This window comes from Streptomyces sp. NPDC050658, from assembly GCF_044457025.1.
Lineage (GTDB): Bacteria > Actinomycetota > Actinomycetes > Streptomycetales > Streptomycetaceae > Streptomyces.
Genome location: NZ_JBITGM010000014.1, coordinates 214,125 through 230,017, shown reverse-complemented (window position 1 = coordinate 230,017; position 15,893 = coordinate 214,125). Strand labels below are relative to the sequence as shown.

Genomic DNA, 15,893 nt, shown 5'->3' with positions numbered 1-15,893 from the left:
TCGAGATATCAGCCAGATCGTGCGACACACCGGCCCAATTGGCAGATGGCCTCTACGAAACCCCTCTACCGTGTGAGGCGTGAGCAGCAGCGGCCTCATCTACGCAGTCATCGTCGGGGCCTGGGCCGCCTACTTGGTGCCGATGTGGCTCCGTAGGCAGGACGAGCTCAATGAAGCCCGTCCGACGGAACGCTTCAGCACCGCCATCCGGCTGTTGTCCGGACGGGCGGGGATGGAGCGCCGGTACGCCAAGGACCTGCAAGCGCGCTCGCCTGAAGAGGAGTCGCGCGACCCGGACGACGCCACCGGTTCGGTGGACGTCCGGGCCTTTGTCGCGCCTCCGAAGTCCGCCACGCGGCACCCCCAGGCGCAGCAGCCCCCGGCCAGGCCCCAGGCCCAGCCTCCGGCTCCGGAGGAACCGGCCGAGCGGACTCCGCCGGCGCACGCCCGGCGGGCGGCTCCGGCCTCCGCGCCGGGCCCGGCTTCCGCCTCGGCTTCCGCTTCGGCCTCGGCTTCCGCTTCGGCGGAGGCCGCCGCGCGCGCCCGGCGCACCAAGGTGCTCGCGCGCCGACGGCGTACGACCGTGGTGCTCTTCGTCGCCTTCACGATCGGCGCGGTCGTAGCGGCGGTCGGCGGGCTCGCCTTCCTCTGGGCGCCCGCGGTGCCGGCCGCGCTCCTGAGCGCGTACATCGTGTATCTGCGGGGCCAGGAGCGGCGCCGCTTCACCTACACGATGGACCGGCGCCGGGCCGAGGTCGCGGCGCAGCGGCTGCGCGAACGCCAGCCGCGCAGGCGGCCGTCCGGCACGGAGACGACGCTCGACGCGACGGAGGAAGGACCAGTCCCCGACACGGAGACGGACCTGTCCGCCCTCGCGGCCGACCGGCGCGCCCTGGTCGAGCAGACCGACCACGCGGAGTGGGTGGACCAGCAGCGTGAGCGGCAGCGCCGCCCCGGACACGGCGACAGCTGGGACCCGGTGCCGGTGCCGCTGCCGACGTACGTGACCGCGCCGGTCGCCCCGCGTGCCACCGGCGACGTCGACCTGGGCGCACCCGACGCCTGGAGCTCGGCACGGTCGAGCGCCGTGGAGCCGAAGGGCGCGGCTGCCGCTGCCGCCGCAGAGGAGGCGCGGGACGAGGCCGAGAACCGTGCGTACGCCGATGAGGCGGACGGCGCGGAGGCGGGCGACGGGGACGGCGGCCGGAGCGACGCACGGCGGGCCGCGTCCGCGCGGCGGGCCCGTGAGCGCGGGCGTACGCCGCTCTTCGACCAGTACGAGGACGGGGCCCGGCCGCGTGCCGCCAACGAGTGATGCCTGACCAGCCATGACCTGGAGCGGCTGGAGCGGATCGGATTTCCGGGCACCCGGATCGGGGTGCTAGAGTTTCACTCGTTGCAAGGGCCGAACGGCCCGGGGGCCTGTGGCGCAGTCTGGTAGCGCACCTCGTTCGCATCGAGGGGGTCTGGGGTTCAAATCCCCACAGGTCCACTGCACATGAGATCCCGTCCAGTTCATCGAACTGGGCGGGATCTTTGCTGTGTGCGGTGCGTGGGCGGCGCGTGTGCGGTGTGTGGGCGGCCCGGCTCGGTCCGCCCCGAACGCCGTGTGAGCTGTGTCTCACAGGTCCTTCGTGTAGCAGCGGCTCAAGTCGTCGAAGCGGTAGAGGCCGAACTTCTCGACGGCCGGGGTGTAGCCGGTCGAGGAGTAGAGGGATATCGCCTCCGGCTGCTTCGTCCCCGTCTCCAGGACGACGCGGGTGCGGCCCGCCGCCCGTGCGTCGTCCTCCAGGGCCGCGAGTATGCGACGGGCGAGCCCGAGGCCGCGGGCCTCCGGGGTGACGTACATCCGCTTCAGCTCGGCGTCGCCGTCCGCGTATCCCTCGTCGTTCTCGTCCTGCGCGCGCCAGCCGCCGGTGGCCAGCGGGGTGCCGTTCTCGTCGTACGCGATGAGGTACAGGCCGTTCGGCGGGCGGAACATCGCCGGGTCGAGCGGCGTGACGTCCCCTTCGTCGCCGTAGCGCTCGGCGTATTCGAGCTGGACGCGGTCGTTGAGCTTGATGGCGTCGGGGTGGTCGAAGGGGGTGGGGCGGAGGTCGATCCCGGGCTCGGTTCTCGGCTCGGTTCTCGGCTCGGTTCTCGGTTCGATCGCCGGCTCGGGGCTCGGGGTGGTCTCCGGGTCGACAGGTGCGTGGATAGTCATGCGTTGTATCGTACTTCTATGCGAGATCGGGCGGCATTCTCGTCCAGTGTGCCGGTATCGTTCCCGGATGCTCACAGTGACCTCAGTGAATGTGAACGGGCTGCGTGCCGCCGCCAAGAAGGGCTTCGTGGAGTGGCTCGCCGGGACCTCGGCCGATGTCGTCTGCCTGCAGGAAGTGCGTGCCGAGCCGCAGCAGCTGCCGGACGAGGTACGGGATCCCGAGGGCTGGTACGTCGTGCACGCGCCGGCCGCCGCGAAGGGGCGTGCGGGTGTCTCGCTCTACACGCGGCGGGAGCCGGAGCGGGTTCAGGTGGGCTTCGGGTCGGCGGAGTTCGACGGCAGCGGGCGCTATGTGGAGGCCGATCTGCCGGGGGTCACGGTCGCCAGCCTCTATCTGCCCTCGGGTGAGGTCGGGACCGAGCGGCAGGACGAGAAGATCCGCTTCATGGGGGAGTTCCTCGCGTACCTCAAGGAGCTGCGGGTGCGGGCGGCCGCCGAGGGGCGGCAGGTCGTGGTGTGCGGCGACTGGAACATCGCGCACCAGGAGGCCGACCTCAAGAACTGGAAGGGCAACAAGAAGAACTCGGGGTTCCTGCCCGAGGAGCGGGCCTGGCTCGGGGAGGTCCTTGATCTCGGTGAGCAGGGCGGTGGGTACGTCGATGTCGTGCGGGCGCTGCATCCCGACGTCGAGGGGCCCTATTCCTGGTGGTCCTATCGCGGGCGGGCCTTCGACAACGACACGGGCTGGCGGATCGACTACCAGGTGGCGACGCCGGGGCTCGCCGAGCGGGCGGTCAAGGGGTTCGTGGAGCGGGCGGCGACGCATGCGGAGCGGTGGTCCGATCATGCGCCGGTGACCGTGGTGTACGAGATGGGCTGATGCCGCGGCATGGCGGGATGAAGTCACGTACCTGACAATGGCGCCACGTAGGCGTATGGGCCCAACTGTCAGTTGTGTGGGGGGACTTCATGTCTGGTACGTACGGTGCTCGGTTCTCTCGGCGGGGTGTGTTGCTCGGGGCCGCCGGTGTGGGGCTCGGGCTCGGGGCCGGGGTTGGTACTGGGAACGCCTTTGCCGGGGGTGGCTCCGGGGTTCCCCGGGGGACGCCGCCCGTGTTGCTGACGGAGCAGGCCAGCAAGCGGATTCTCGTGCTCGATCCGCGGCGCAGGGTGTGGGATCCGGTCGCCGATCCGTCCTGTGTGCGGTGGGAGTTCTCGCCGTTGGGGGACGCGCGGTACAAGGACCTTCGGCCCGAGGTCAGCTGGGTGTATCCCAGTGAGTCGAAGGTGCGGCGGGTGGGTGGGCGGACGTATGTCCTGACCACCGCTTCCTTCGGGTTCGTGGCGGTCGTCGACTATCCGTCGGGGCGGCGGTACTGGGGTACGGCGATCGGGGCCGGCGACGATCTCTTCAATCCGCACAGCGCGGAGATTCTGCCGGACGGGAATGTCGCGGTGGCGTGCAGTACGGGGGCGCTGGTCCGGTTGTACGCGGCGTCGCAGGGGCCGCGGGCCTCTCGGTATGCCGAGGCCGGGCTCAAGGGGGCGCATGGGCTGCACTGGGATGCGGGGCGGGGGCTGTTGTGGGCCATCGGAGACGATGAGTTGGTGGCATACGAGGTGGGCGGGACTCGGGCTCGGCCCTCGTTGAGCCGGGTGTTCTCGGTGGGGCTTCCGGTGGGGACGCCCGGGAAGACGCCGGGGGGTCATGATCTGTTCCCCGTGGCGGGGCGGGCCGGGCGGCTCTGGGTCACCACCAACGCGTCCGTCTTTCAGTACGACATTGGGGCGCGGGCCTTTGTGCAGGACTTTCCCGGGGCGGGGGAGATTGCCCGGAAGTCCGTGAAGGGGGTGGGGGATGATCCGCGGACCGGGCAGGTCGTCAGTACGGTGCCGGAGGCCGGGCTCGAGGAGACGTGGTGGACCACCAAGGTGAGCGTGCATTGCCCTGCCGGGGAGTATCGGCTGGTCAACGGGGGGATTTATAAGGCGCGTTGGTTCTTGCCGCGGTAGGTGGGGGTGGGCCTGGGAGGGGTTTCTTTCCCCAACCCCGCCCCTTCCCGAAACCTTCCGGCTGCCGCCGGGCGCGGGTGGCTGTCATCACCGGCTCCGCCGAGTTCGTCCTCAAGCGCCGGACGGGCTGGGGAGGGCTGGAGTGGGTGGGGAGCGCGTCCCGTGCGTGGGGTGGCCGCGGATCACCGGCTTCGCCGAGTTCGTCCTCAAGCGCCGGACGGGCTGAGAGGGCTGGGGCGGGTGGGGAGTGAGTCCGGTGCGTGGGGTGGCCGCGGATCACCGGCTCCGCCGAGTTTGTCCTCAAGTGCCGGACGGGCTGAGAGGGCTGGGGCGGGTGGGGAGTGAGTCCGGTGCGTGGGGTGGCCGCGGATCACCGGCTCCGCCGAGTTCGTCCTCAAGTGCCGGACGGGCTGGGGTGGTTGGGGTGGGTGGGGAGTCGTCGGCCGTCGGGCGGTGGAAGGGCTCAAGCGTTCTCGTTTGGTTTTTCTGAGGCCAAGCGGCGGTCCAGTGCCATCGAGAGTTCCGCCTCCACCACGCTCTTCGCCAGCGGGCGCAGGCGGGTGATCGTCATTTCGCCTGCCTCCGGAGGCGTGTTGCCGCGGATGATCGTGATGAACAACTCCGCCAGCGCGTCCGCGTGTTCGCGGACCCGTTGGCCCGCCTCCAGGACCGCCGCCAGGGGGATGCCCTCGCGGACCAGGGTCGAGGAGACCTCCAGGAGGCGGCGGCTCACGTGGACGATTTCGTCGCCGTCCGTCGCCACATAGCCGAGGTCCAGCGCCGCTGCCAGGTTCTCCGGAGTGACCTCGCCCGCGAAATGGTCGGCCAGGGCCTCGGGGGTGAGGCGGACCGGGGTCTCCTCCGTGGGTTCGCCCAGGCCCAGGAGTTCGCCGACGTCCCTGCCGTTCTCGAAGGCCTCCGCCAGCTCCGCGATGCCGCTCAGCGTGTGGCCGCGGTCGAGGAGCGCCGCGATCGTGCGCAGCCGGGCCAGATGGTGGTCGTCGTACCAGGCGATGCGGCCCTCGCGGCGGGGCGGCGGGATCAGGCCGCGCTCACGGTAGAAGCGCACGGTGCGCACTGTGATGCCGGCCGCCTTGGCCAGCTCCTCCATGCGGTACTCGCGTGTCTCTGCCACGGCAGCAGCCTATGCCGTGTGGATCGCGCGGGTGTTCTACCGGCGGTAACTCCTCCCTCCCGACCCCTACCCATGAGTACGTAGCTGCTCTAGTCTCCCCATTGCGCCAGTGGTCACTGGCAAGGTTTGGGCAGAGTCATGGACAGAGTCATGAGCAGTTCGGGAGGCGGCGGCATGGCCGAGAGCGAGCGGGAGCGCGCGCAAGAGCGTGAGCACGAGCATGTCCGGGTGGCCGTCATCGGGTCCGGCTTCGGCGGGCTCGGGGCCGCCGTCCGGCTGCGCCGCGAGGGCATCACCGACTTCGTCGTCCTGGAACGGGCCGGCGCGGTGGGCGGCACCTGGCGGGACAACAGCTATCCGGGCTGCGCCTGCGACGTACCCTCGCACCTGTACTCGTTCTCCTTCGCGCCCAACCCCGACTGGCCCCGCACCTTCTCCGGCCAGGAGCACATCTGGGAGTACCTGGAGCGCGTCGCCGACACCTTCCGGCTCCGCTCCCACATCCGCCTCAACACCGAGGTGATGCGGATGACCTGGGACGCCGAGAAGCTCTGGTGGAAGGTCGAGACCAGCAACGGCACCCTCACCGCCGACGTCGTCGTCTCCGCCACCGGGCCGCTCTCGGACCCCAAGCTGCCGGACATCCCCGGCCTCGACACCTTCGAGGGCAAGGTCTTCCACTCCGCGCGCTGGGACCACGACTACGACCTGCGCGGCAAGCGCGTCGCGATGGTCGGCACCGGCGCCTCCGCCATCCAGATCGTGCCCGCGATCCAGAAGGAGGTCGGCAGGCTGACCCTCTTCCAGCGCACCCCGCCGTGGGTGATGCCGCGCATGGACCGCACCATCACCGGCGCCGAGCGCTGGCTGCACCGGCAATTGCCGTTCACCACGCAGGCCCGCCGCGGCATCCTGTGGGGCATCAGGGAACTGCAGGTCCAGGCGTTCACCAAGCGGCCGAACGAGCTCGGCGCGGTCGAGCAGCTGGCCAAGGCGAACATCCGCCGGGCCATCAAGGACCCGCAGCTGCGGGCCAAGCTGACACCGGCGTACCGCATCGGGTGCAAGCGGATCCTGCTGTCCAACACCTATTACCCCGCCCTCGCGCAGGACAACGTGGATGTCGTCGCGAGTGGGTTGAGTGAGGTGCGCGGGAATACCGTCGTCGGCGCCGACGGCACCGAAGCCGAGGTCGACGCGATCATCTTCGGTACGGGATTCCATGTGACGGACATGCCGATCGGCGACCGCGTGGTCGGCGCCGACGGCGGGACGATGATGGAGTCCTGGAAGGACGGCATGAAGTCCCTGCGCGGCGCGACCGCCGCCGGATTCCCCAACTTCATGACGATCATCGGCCCCAACACCGGGCTCGGGAACTCCTCGATGATCCTGATGATCGAGTCCCAGCTGAACTATCTCGCCGACTACATGCGGCAGTTGAACGTCCTGGGCGGCCGGGCCGCGCTCGCCGCCCGGACCAGTTCCGTGCTCGCCTGGAACGACAAGGTGCAGCGCCGCATGGAGCGCACCGTCTGGAACACCGGCGGCTGCAACAGCTGGTACCTCGACGCGAACGGCGTCAACACGACCATCTGGCCGGGGACCACCACCGAGTTCCGCAACGCCACGCGTCAGGTGGATCTCGCCGAGTACGAGGTGCTGCGGCCACCTAGGGAAGCGGCGGTGCCGAAGTCGCGTACCGCAGCGGGCAAGGGCAAGGCGCGTACCAGCAAGAAGGTCGAGGCCGGGGCATGAGCAGGCTTACGCAGGTCACCAGTGGGCCCTTCGCGCCCCCGCCCGCCGCGCGGGAACTGACCGTCGTGTCGGCGGACGGCGCGCGGCTGCACGCCGAGGTGCACGGTCCCGAGGGTGCGCCGCCCGTGGTGCTCGTGCACGGGTGGACCTGCTCGACCGCCTTCTGGGCCGCGCAGATACGTGATCTGGCGGTCGACCACCGCGTGATCGCGTACGACCAGCGGGGCCACGGGCGCAGTGCCGCTCCGGCCGGTCCCGAGGGGTACGGGACGGCCGCGCTCGCCGACGACCTGGAGGCGGTGCTCGCGGCGACGCTCGCCCCCGGCGAGAAGGCGGTCGTCGTCGGGCACTCCATGGGCGGGATGACCCTGATGGCCGCGAGCACGCGGTCCGGGTTCCGGGAGCACGCGGCGGCCGTCCTGCTGTGCAGCACGGGCAGTGCGCGTCTTGTCGCCGAGGCGACCGTGGTGCCGATCCGGGCCGGGTGGCTGCGAACCCGCCTCACGCGGTCGGCGCTCGGTGCGAAGGCGCCGCTGGGGCCGGTCACCGGGGTGACCCGGCGGGTCCTGAGGTTCGCGACGATGGGCCCCGGTTCGGCGCCGGACCGGGTGGACGTCTGCGCGCGCATCGTGCACGCCTGCCCGCGGGTCGTGCGCTACCGCTGGGCGCATGTGCTGGACGAGATCGCGCTGGACGCGGGCGTCCTGGAGCTGACGGTCCCGACGGCCTTCATCGCGGGTACGGCGGACCGCATGACGCCCATCGGGCACGCGCGCCGCATCGAGGCGATGCTGCCGCACTCCCTGGGGCTCACCGAGTTGGCGGGGATCGGGCACATGACGCCGGTCGAGGCACCGGAGGCGGTCACGGCGCGGATCAGGGAACTTGTGGAGACGTACGTACAGGAAGTCCGGGAAGTCGCGGTCGAGCCGCAGGTCGAGGTCGAGGTCGAGGTCGAGGGGAGCAGCGCATGAGCAAGGTCAGCCTGGAGGGGCAGGTCGCCGTCGTCACCGGGGCGGCGCGCGGCGTGGGGGAGTTGCTCGCGCGCAAGCTGTCGGCGCGGGGCGCGAAGATCGCGCTCGTCGGCCTGGAGCCGGACGAGCTGAAGCAGGTCGCGGGGCGGCTGCACACGGAGGCCGAGGCCTGGCACGCGGACGTCACGGACCATGTCGCGATGGCCCGCGTCGCCCAGGAGGTCAAGGAGCGGTTCGGGAAGGTCGACATCGTCGTCGCCAACGCGGGTGTCGCCAGCGGGGGTCCGTTCGTCGACTCCGATCCCGTGGCATGGCGCCGGGTGATCGAGGTCAACCTCATCGGCAGCGCGGTGACGGGGCGGGCGTTCCTGCCCGTGCTGATGGAGAGCCGGGGGTATCTGCTGCAGATCGCCTCGCTGGCCGCGATCACTCCGGCGCCGATGATGACGGCGTACTGCGCGTCGAAGTCGGGTGTCGAGGCGTTCGCGCACTCGCTGCGGGCCGAGGTCGGCTACAAGGGCGTGAAGGTCGGCGTCGGCTATCTGTCCTGGACGGACACGGACATGGTGCGGGGCGCCGACGAGAACGACGTGATGCGGGAGCTGCGGCAACGCCTTCCGTGGCCGTCCAACAAGACGTATCCGCTGGGCCCGGCCGTCGACCGCATCGTGGCCGGCATCGAACGCCGCTCCAGCCATGTGTACGCGCAGTGGTGGCTCCGCGGCATGCAGGGCATCCGCGGCTACCTGCCGGGCGTCATCGGCTCGGTGGGCCAGCGCGAGATGCGCCGCTTCGAGCCGAGGCTGGGCACCGTGTCGACCGGGCTTGTGGGCGCGGGAGGTTCGGCGGACGAGTCGGCTCGGGCAGGTAGTTGAGAGGAGGCGCGCCCCTTCGCGCCCCGAAGGGGCGCGGGGAACTGCGCGCTCAGCCACGTCCGGCGCGCGGACGAAAGTGAACGAAAAGCACCCCGCACAGCAGTGGGGCCCACCCGGCAGCAGCCGGGTGGGCCCCACTGTTCAAGCACAGCGCAGCGTCAGGCGTCGTAGTCCTGGTTGAACTTGTCCTGTGCTTCCTGCGCCGCCCGCTGTGCCTCGTCCGGGGCCTGGCCGGCGCGCTCGCTCTGTTCCTGCTGGGCGCCGCGCTCGGGCTGCTCCTGCTGGGCGCCGCGCTCGCTCTGTTCCTGCTGGCCGCCCATGGCCTGCTTGGCCTTGTCGGAAAGCTCGCCGGCCTTGTCCTGGAACTGGTCCTTGATGCCCATGCGGTTCACTCCTAGAGGGTGAGGTTGGAAGGGCCTCGACCAGACTGACATGGGGGGACATAGCGCGCATTTCGATCAGTGGCGGACAGTGACCACGCCCTCTGAAGTGCGGCTAGGCACGCGGCGGAAGCTTCGGCCGCCGCCGGTCGGGGACGTCCTCGTAGCCGGGCGGGACGGCCGCCGGCTGCGCCTTCAGGAGGTCGAGCGCCACCCCTACCGCGTCGTCGAGTTGGGCGTGCCGCCCCTCCGCCCAGTCCAGCGGAGTGCGCAGCACCTCCAGGTCCGGGGTCACTCCGTGGTTCTCCACGGACCAGCCGTACGCGTCGAACCAGCCCGCGTTCATCGGCACCGTGATGACCGACCCGTCGCCCAGCGTGTGCCGTCCGGTCATGCCCACCACGCCGCCCCACGTGCGCTGACCGACCACCGGCCCGAGGCCGAGGAGTTTGAAGGCCGCCGTGATCATGTCGCCGTCGGACGAGGTCGCCTCGTCGGCGAGGGCCACCACGGGCCCCCTGGGCGCGTTCGATGCGTACGACACCGGCTGGGCGTTCCGTGTCAGGTCCCAGCCGAGGATCTTCCGCGTCAGCTTCTCGATCACCAGCTCGCTGATGTGCCCGCCCGCGTTTCCCCGTACGTCCACGATGAGCGCGGGCCGCGACACCTCAAGGCGCAGGTCCCGGTTGAACTGGGCCCAGCCCGAGCCGCCCATGTCGGGGATGTGCAGATAGCCGCACTTGCCGCCGCTCAACTCCCGTACGACGTCGCGGCGTTTGGCCACCCAGTCCTGGTAGCGCAGAGGGCGTTCGTTGATGAGCGGGACGATCGCCACGCGCCGTGAGCGGCCCTCGCCCTCCGCGGGCTGGAACGTCAGCTCCACCGTCGTGCCGCCCGCCGCCGCCAGCAGTGGATAGGGTCCGGTGACCGGATCGACGGGGCGGCCGTCGATGTGGGTGAGGATCGCGCCCTCCCGGATCCCGGCGCCCGCGAGCGGAGAGCGGGCCTTGGAGTCGGAGGACTCGCCCGGCAGGATCCGCTTGACCATCCAACTCCCGTCCCGGCAGACCAGATTGGCGCCGAGCAGGCCCATCGCGCGCTGGTAGTGCGGCGGCCCTTCGTTGCGGCGGGCGGCGGAGACGTACGCATGGGAAGTGCCCAGCTCGCCGAGGACCTCGCGGAGCAGGTCCGCGAACTCGTCGGGGGACGCGACCCGTTCGACCAGCGGCCGGTACTGGTCGAGGACGGCGGTCCAGTCGATGCCGCACATGTCCGGGTCCCAGTAGTAGGCGCGGATGAGGCGGCCCGCCTCGGCGTAGGCCTGGCGCCACTCGGCGCCCGGGTCGACCTCGTGCAGGATGCGGCGCAGGTCGATCCAGACGGTGGTGTCGCTGTCGCCGGTCTCCGTCGAGGGCACGGCGGTCAGGTCGCCCTCGTCGACGACCACGAGCCTGCTGCCGTCGCCGCTGACCGCGAACCAGTCCAGATGCTCGACGAGTTGGGACTTCTTCGCCTTGGTGATGTTGAAGTATTCGAGGGTCGGCCGGCCCGAGGTGTCCGCCGGGTTGGCGAAGGTCTCGCCGAGCGCCCCCGAGATCGGCCAGCGCAGCCAGACCAGGCCGCCGCCGCTGACGGGGTGCAGGGCGGAGTACTTCGACGCGGCGACGGGGAAGGGGGTGACCCTGCTCTCCAGGCCCTCGACCTCCACGGTGGTGGTGCCGTCGCCCTGGCCGTCCCCGTCGCCGTCCCGTACCGGGTCGAGCCCGCCCGCCGCCGGGCGGCCGTCGGGGGAGAGCGCGAAGGGGGACGGCGTCGCCGATGACAGGGGGACGAGATAGGGGCGGCAGCCGAGCGGGAAGGAGAGGTCGCCGGTGTGCACGTCGTAGACGGGGTCGAAGCCGCGCCAGGACAGGAAGGCGAGATAGCGGCCGTCGCGCGTGAAGACCGGGTTCTCGTCCTCGAAGCGGCCGTTGGTCACGTCGACGATGGTGCGGGCGCCCGGCCCTTCGATACGGGCCATCTTGATCTGCCGCAGCGACCGGCCGATGCCGGGATGCGACCAGGTCAGCCAGGCGCCGTCCGGCGAGAACGCGAGATCGCGCACCGGCCCGTTGACCGAGCGGATCAGCTCGGTGACCTCGCCGTTGGAGTCCTCCGTCGCGTCGATGAGCAGCAGCCGGCCGTCGTTCGACGCGATCGCGAGCCGCTCGCCCTCCGGGTCGGAGAGCAGCTCCAGGACCCGGCCAAGCTCCCCCTGCGCCAGCCTGCGCGGCTCGCGGTCGCCGCTGGCGCGCGGCAGATAGGCGATCTCGACGGCGTCATCGCCCCCGGCGTCGGTGACGTAGGCGACCTGCCCGCCCGTGCCCAGCATCTCCGGGAGCCTGACCCGGACACCCGGCGTATCGGTGATGGTGCGGGCGGGACCGTCCCGGTGCGTGAGCCAGTACAGGCTGCCGCGTACGACGACGGCGCTGGCCCGGCCCGTCGTGTCCACGGAGAGCGAGTCGACGTGGTGCGCGGCCGGCACCTGGTAGATCCGCCGCCCGGTGCGCGGCCCGCCGAGCCGCACGTCGAGCCGGCGCGGCACGGAGTTCGGGGTGAGGTCGTCGACCAGCCAGATGTCGCCCGCGCACTGATAGACGACGCGGGTGCCGTCGCTGGACGCGTGCCGGGCGTAGAAGGCGTCGTGGTCGGTGTGCCGGCGCAGGTCGGAGCCGTCGGGGAGGCAGGAGTAGAGGTTGCCGATGCCTTCGTGGTCGGAGAGGAAGGCGATCCGGCCGTCGACGAACATCGGCGCGTCCAGGTGCCCGTCGATGTCGGGCAGGATCTGCTCGCCGTGCACCCACAGACGGCCCATCGCGCCGCCCCGGTAGCGCTTCCAGGCGGCGGGCTCGTGCGGCGGCTTCCCGGTGAGCAGCAGCGTCTTGCGCTCGCCGTCGATGTCGTTGACGGCGATGTCGTAGACGGGCCCCCAGGGCAGCTTGCCGCCGGGCGAGCCGTCGGTGGGCACGCTGTAGGCCCAGCAGAAGTAGGAGAAGGGCTGGCCGTGCGAGGAGACGGCGAGGATGTCGCCGTCGGGGGACCAGCCGCAGACGCGGGTGTCGGTGCTGCCCCAGTAGGTGAGCCTGCGCGAGGGCCCGCCGTCCACCGGGGCGAGGTGGATCTCCGGGTCGAGACTGCGCCAGGTCGTGTAGGCGATGTGCCGGCCGTCCGGCGAGAAGCGCGGGTGGCTGACCTTGGTCCGGTCGACGGTGAGCCGCCAGGCGCGGCCCGCCGGGGCGCCGTCCGGGGCCAGCGGGGCCACCCAGAGGTCGTCCTCGGTCGCGAAACAGAGACGGTCGCCGCTGAGGTGCGGAAACCGCAGGTATGCGGGGGCAGCGAGGGCATCGTCGCGCGCATGGGTCACGTCACCATGCTTTTCCGGGCCGGAGGGCGCGGCAACTCGTGACGGCGCGCCGCCTGGGCCGTTCCGGTGCCGTTTGGTGGTGCCGGTGACGCGGTGCTCGTGACGCGGTGCTCGTGACGCAGCACACGTACGAAACCGTTTCGTTTCGTTAAGGCGAGGGGTACAGTCGTGGTGTACGAAACCGTTTCGATAACCTCATGGAAGACGTGGAGGGATCATGGTTGAGGCGGCAACGGCGCGGCGCAGCCGGATCACGCCCGAGCGCGAGGCCGAGCTGTACGGCGCCGTGCTCGATCTCCTCCGCGAGGTCGGTTACGAGGCGCTCACGATGGACGCCATCGCGGCCCGTACGCGATCCAGCAAGGCCACCCTCTACCGCCAGTGGGGGAGCAAGCCCGAGCTGATCGCCAAGGCCCTGCGGCACAACAAGCCGGGGTCCATCGAGGACATCGACACCGGGTCTCTGCGCGGTGACATGCACGCCGCGATGGCCCGCTCGGACGACTGTCAGATGGAGCGGGACGCCGCGCTGATGCGGGGCCTGTTCCACGCCATCCACGGCAATCCCGAACTCCACCAGGCGATGCGCCAGTTGCTGATCGAGCCGGAGATCGACGGTCTGCGGCTCATCCTGCGCAGAGCCGTGGACCGGGGCGAAGTGGCCCCGGACAACCCGGCGTTGGACTACGTCATCCACATGCTGGTGGGCGGCTTCGTCGCCCGTGACCTGATCGAGGACCGCACGGTCGACCGTGCGTTCCTCACCTCCTACATCGATGCCGTGATCCTCCCCGCACTCGGCATCTGACCCAGCCCCCCGAACCGGCTCACCCCTTCCTGACGCGACCGCTCACGTCGTCGGGCTGATCTCCCCTGCCCTGTAGTCACCACGACCTGACCGGGAGTACTCCCTCGTGGCCACTTTCCTCTATAAACTCGGCCGATTCGCCTTCCGGCGACGGCATTTCGTCGCCCTGATATGGGTGGCGCTGCTGACCGTCGCCGGCGTCGGCGCGGCGTCGGCGCCCACCGCCGCCTCCAGCTCCTTCTCCATTCCCGGCACGGAGGCCCAGAAGGCCTTCGACCTGCTCGACGAGCGGATGCCGGAGATGAGCGCCGACGGCGCGAGCGCCCGTGTCGTCTTCAAGGCGCCGGACGGCGAGAAGGTCACGGACCCGGCCAACAAGGCGGAGATCGAGAAGACCGTCGGCGCGCTCAAGTCCGGTTCGGACGAGGTCGCTTCGGCCGCCGACCCGTTCCAGGCCAAGACCGTCAGCAAGGACGGCTCCACGGCGTACTCGTCCGTCTCGTACAAGGTCTCCGCGATGGAGCTGGCCGACGAGAGCCGGGACGCGCTGGAGCAGACCACCGACGACGCCCGCGAGTCCGGGCTCACCGTCGAGGTCGGCGGCGACGCGCTGCAGGCGATGCCCGAGACCGGGGCCACCGAGATCATCGGCATCGCGATCGCGGCGGTCGTCCTCGTCATCACCTTCGGTTCGCTGGTCGCGGCGGGGCTTCCGCTGCTGACCGCGCTCATCGGCGTCGGCATCGGCGTCTCCACGATCACCGCGCTGGCGAACGCGCTGGATCTCGGTACGACCACCTCGACGCTGGCCATGATGATCGGCCTGGCGGTCGGCATCGACTACGCGCTGTTCATCGTCTCCCGCTTCCGGGGCGAGCTCGCCGAGGGGCGGGACCGCGAGGACGCGGCGGGCCGGGCCGTGGGGACCGCCGGTTCGGCCGTGGTCTTCGCCGGGCTCACCGTCGTCATCGCGCTGGTCGGCCTCGCCGTCGTGAACATCCCGATGCTCACCAAGATGGGCGTCGCGGCCGCCGGCACGGTGGTCATCGCCGTACTGATCGCACTCACGCTGATCCCGGCGCTGCTCGGTTACGCGGGCAAGAAGGTCAAGCCGACGGGCGCGAAGAGCAGGCTGCTGGGCGGCGGCAAGAAGGCGGAGGCCGGCCCGGCGAAGGAGGCGAAGCCCAACCTCGGCACCCGCTGGGCCCGCTTCGTCGTGCGCCGTCCGCTGTCCGTGCTGCTCGTCGGCATCATCGGCCTGGGCGCGGCCGCGCTGCCCGTCTCCTCCCTGGAGCTCGGCCTCCCGGACGACGGCTCGCAGCCCACGTCCACGACCCAGCGCAAGGCGTACGACCTGGTCTCCGACGGGTTCGGCCCCGGCTTCAACGGTCCGCTGATGACGGTCGCCGACCTCAAGGGAACGGACGACCCGAAGGCGGCGGCGCAGCAGATCACCAAGAAGATCTCGGGCCTCGACGACGTCCTGACCGTCGCTCCACCCACGATCAACAAGGCGGGCGACACGGCGATCATCGGCGTCGTCCCGTCCTCCAAGCCGAGCGGCCACGAGACCGAGAACCTCGTGCACGCCATCCGTGACGCGGGCGGTGAGATCAAGTCCGACACGGGCGCGAGCGTGATGGTCACCGGGACGACGGCGATGAACATCGACGTCTCCCAGAAGCTGAACGACGCGCTGGTGCCCTACCTCGCGCTGGTCGTGGGCCTCGCCTTCGTCCTCCTGATCATCGTCTTCCGCTCGATCCTGGTCCCGCTCAAGGCGGCCCTCGGCTTCCTGCTCTCGGTCCTCGCCGCCCTGGGCGCGGTCGTCGCGGTCTTCCAGTGGGGCTGGCTCGGCTCGCTCTTCGGCGTCGAGCAGACCGGCCCGATCATGTCGATGATGCCGATCTTCATGGTGGGCGTCGTCTTCGGCCTCGCGATGGACTACGAGGTCTTCCTGGTGACGCGCATGCGTGAGGCGTACGTCCATGGGGAGCGCCCCGGCGAGGCGATCGTGACGGGCTTCCGGCACGGGGCGCGGGTGGTCTCCGCGGCGGCGGTCATCATGATCGCGGTCTTCGCGGGCTTCATCGGCTCCTCGGAGCAGATGATCAAGATGATCGGCTTCGGCCTGGCGATCGCGGTGTTCTTCGACGCGTTCGTCGTCCGCATGGCGCTGGTCCCCGCGGTCCTGGCGCTGCTGGGCCGCAAGGCGTGGTGGCTGCCGAGGTGGCTGGACCGGGCGGTGCCGAATGTGGACGTCGAGGGCGAGGGCCTGCGCGACATGGAGGCGGCGGGGGACCGGGACGCCGATGGGGACCGGGAGCTGGTGCGGGTCTGA

12 protein-coding genes and 1 tRNA gene are annotated in these 15,893 nt (G+C 70.8%); 9 read left to right on the top strand and 4 right to left on the bottom strand.

All coding sequences use genetic code 11. The features are described from left to right. Window positions 1-79 precede the first annotated feature (79 nt). On the top strand, window positions 80-1,315 hold the full coding sequence (glpR, locus tag ACIBKX_RS36410; RefSeq protein ID WP_363270023.1) for a gephyrin-like molybdotransferase receptor GlpR: 1,236 nt from the start codon (window positions 80-82) through the stop codon (window positions 1,313-1,315). Between the two features lie 103 nt (window positions 1,316-1,418). Next, window positions 1,419-1,492 (top strand) — tRNA-Ala (locus ACIBKX_RS36405). 129 nt (window positions 1,493-1,621) lie between these two features. Here ACIBKX_RS36405 and ACIBKX_RS36400 read toward each other — a convergent pair. Continuing rightward, window positions 1,622-2,101 carry a GNAT family N-acetyltransferase gene (locus ACIBKX_RS36400; protein ID WP_363270140.1) on the bottom strand — a complete coding sequence of 160 codons (480 nt, stop codon included), beginning with the start codon at window positions 2,099-2,101 and terminating at the stop codon, window positions 1,622-1,624. Between the two features lie 169 nt (window positions 2,102-2,270). Here ACIBKX_RS36400 and ACIBKX_RS36395 point away from each other — a divergent pair, with 169 nt between their 5' ends. Then, the gene (locus ACIBKX_RS36395; RefSeq protein ID WP_363270024.1) at window positions 2,271-3,083 is read left to right on the top strand and encodes an exodeoxyribonuclease III; all 813 of its coding nucleotides are present in this window, start codon (window positions 2,271-2,273) and stop codon (window positions 3,081-3,083) included. Window positions 3,084-3,316: 233 nt separating this feature from the next. Beyond that, complete coding sequence (locus ACIBKX_RS36390; protein WP_363270025.1) at window positions 3,317-4,216, top strand: DUF6528 family protein; 900 nt, start codon at window positions 3,317-3,319, stop codon at window positions 4,214-4,216. A 463-nt stretch (window positions 4,217-4,679) separates the two neighbouring features. Here the strand turns inward: ACIBKX_RS36390 and ACIBKX_RS36385 are convergent, their stop codons facing one another. Beyond that, window positions 4,680-5,327, bottom strand: a complete 648-nt coding sequence (locus ACIBKX_RS36385; protein WP_363270141.1) for a MerR family transcriptional regulator — start codon at window positions 5,325-5,327, stop codon at window positions 4,680-4,682. A gap of 198 nt (window positions 5,328-5,525) precedes the next feature. Between ACIBKX_RS36385 and ACIBKX_RS36380 the strand changes: the two genes are divergently transcribed. From ACIBKX_RS36380 to ACIBKX_RS36370, 3 genes are read left to right on the top strand one after another with little or no spacing between them, the layout of a single operon-like run. Next, a complete protein-coding gene (locus ACIBKX_RS36380) occupies window positions 5,526-7,109 on the top strand; it encodes an NAD(P)/FAD-dependent oxidoreductase (protein ID WP_363270143.1) in 1,584 nt (527 codons plus the stop codon). Beyond that, window positions 7,106-8,083, top strand: a complete 978-nt coding sequence (locus ACIBKX_RS36375; protein ID WP_363270026.1) for an alpha/beta hydrolase — start codon at window positions 7,106-7,108, stop codon at window positions 8,081-8,083. The genes ACIBKX_RS36380 and ACIBKX_RS36375 overlap by 4 nt, the downstream gene beginning before the upstream one ends. Next, window positions 8,080-8,958: an SDR family oxidoreductase gene (locus tag ACIBKX_RS36370; RefSeq protein ID WP_363270027.1), complete on the top strand. Its 879-nt coding sequence runs from the start codon at window positions 8,080-8,082 to the stop codon at window positions 8,956-8,958. Before ACIBKX_RS36375 ends, ACIBKX_RS36370 begins: the two co-directional genes overlap by 4 nt. Before the next feature lie 158 nt (window positions 8,959-9,116). Here the strand turns inward: ACIBKX_RS36370 and ACIBKX_RS36365 are convergent, their stop codons facing one another. Further along, the gene (locus ACIBKX_RS36365; protein ID WP_363270028.1) at window positions 9,117-9,341 is read right to left on the bottom strand and encodes a hypothetical protein; all 225 of its coding nucleotides are present in this window, start codon (window positions 9,339-9,341) and stop codon (window positions 9,117-9,119) included. 112 nt (window positions 9,342-9,453) lie between these two features. Beyond that, window positions 9,454-12,744: a S41 family peptidase gene (locus ACIBKX_RS36360; protein WP_363270029.1), complete on the bottom strand. Its 3,291-nt coding sequence runs from the start codon at window positions 12,742-12,744 to the stop codon at window positions 9,454-9,456. A gap of 217 nt (window positions 12,745-12,961) precedes the next feature. On the opposite strand from ACIBKX_RS36360, the gene ACIBKX_RS36355 reads away from it, so the two are divergent. Next, window positions 12,962-13,552 carry a TetR/AcrR family transcriptional regulator gene (locus ACIBKX_RS36355; protein ID WP_363270030.1) on the top strand — a complete coding sequence of 197 codons (591 nt, stop codon included), beginning with the start codon at window positions 12,962-12,964 and terminating at the stop codon, window positions 13,550-13,552. 106 nt (window positions 13,553-13,658) lie between these two features. Further along, window positions 13,659-15,893 (top strand): MMPL family transporter, encoded by a 2,235-nt coding sequence (locus ACIBKX_RS36350; RefSeq protein ID WP_363270031.1) that lies wholly within the window; start codon window positions 13,659-13,661, stop codon window positions 15,891-15,893.

Bases quoted from the DNA above. Each gene is read 5' to 3' on its own strand.
- ACIBKX_RS36395 (WP_363270024.1), top strand. From the start codon at position 2,271: ATGCTCACAGTGACCTCAGTGAATGTGAACGGGCTGCGTGCCGCCGCC.
- ACIBKX_RS36385 (WP_363270141.1), bottom strand. From the start codon at position 5,327: ATGGAGGAGCTGGCCAAGGCGGCCGGCATCACAGTGCGCACCGTGCGC.
- ACIBKX_RS36380 (WP_363270143.1), top strand. From the start codon at position 5,526: ATGGCCGAGAGCGAGCGGGAGCGCGCGCAAGAGCGTGAGCACGAGCAT.
- ACIBKX_RS36375 (WP_363270026.1), top strand. From the start codon at position 7,106: ATGAGCAGGCTTACGCAGGTCACCAGTGGGCCCTTCGCGCCCCCGCCC.
- ACIBKX_RS36370 (WP_363270027.1), top strand. From the start codon at position 8,080: ATGAGCAAGGTCAGCCTGGAGGGGCAGGTCGCCGTCGTCACCGGGGCG.
- ACIBKX_RS36365 (WP_363270028.1), bottom strand. From the start codon at position 9,341: ATGGGCATCAAGGACCAGTTCCAGGACAAGGCCGGCGAGCTTTCCGAC.
- ACIBKX_RS36355 (WP_363270030.1), top strand. From the start codon at position 12,962: ATGGTTGAGGCGGCAACGGCGCGGCGCAGCCGGATCACGCCCGAGCGC.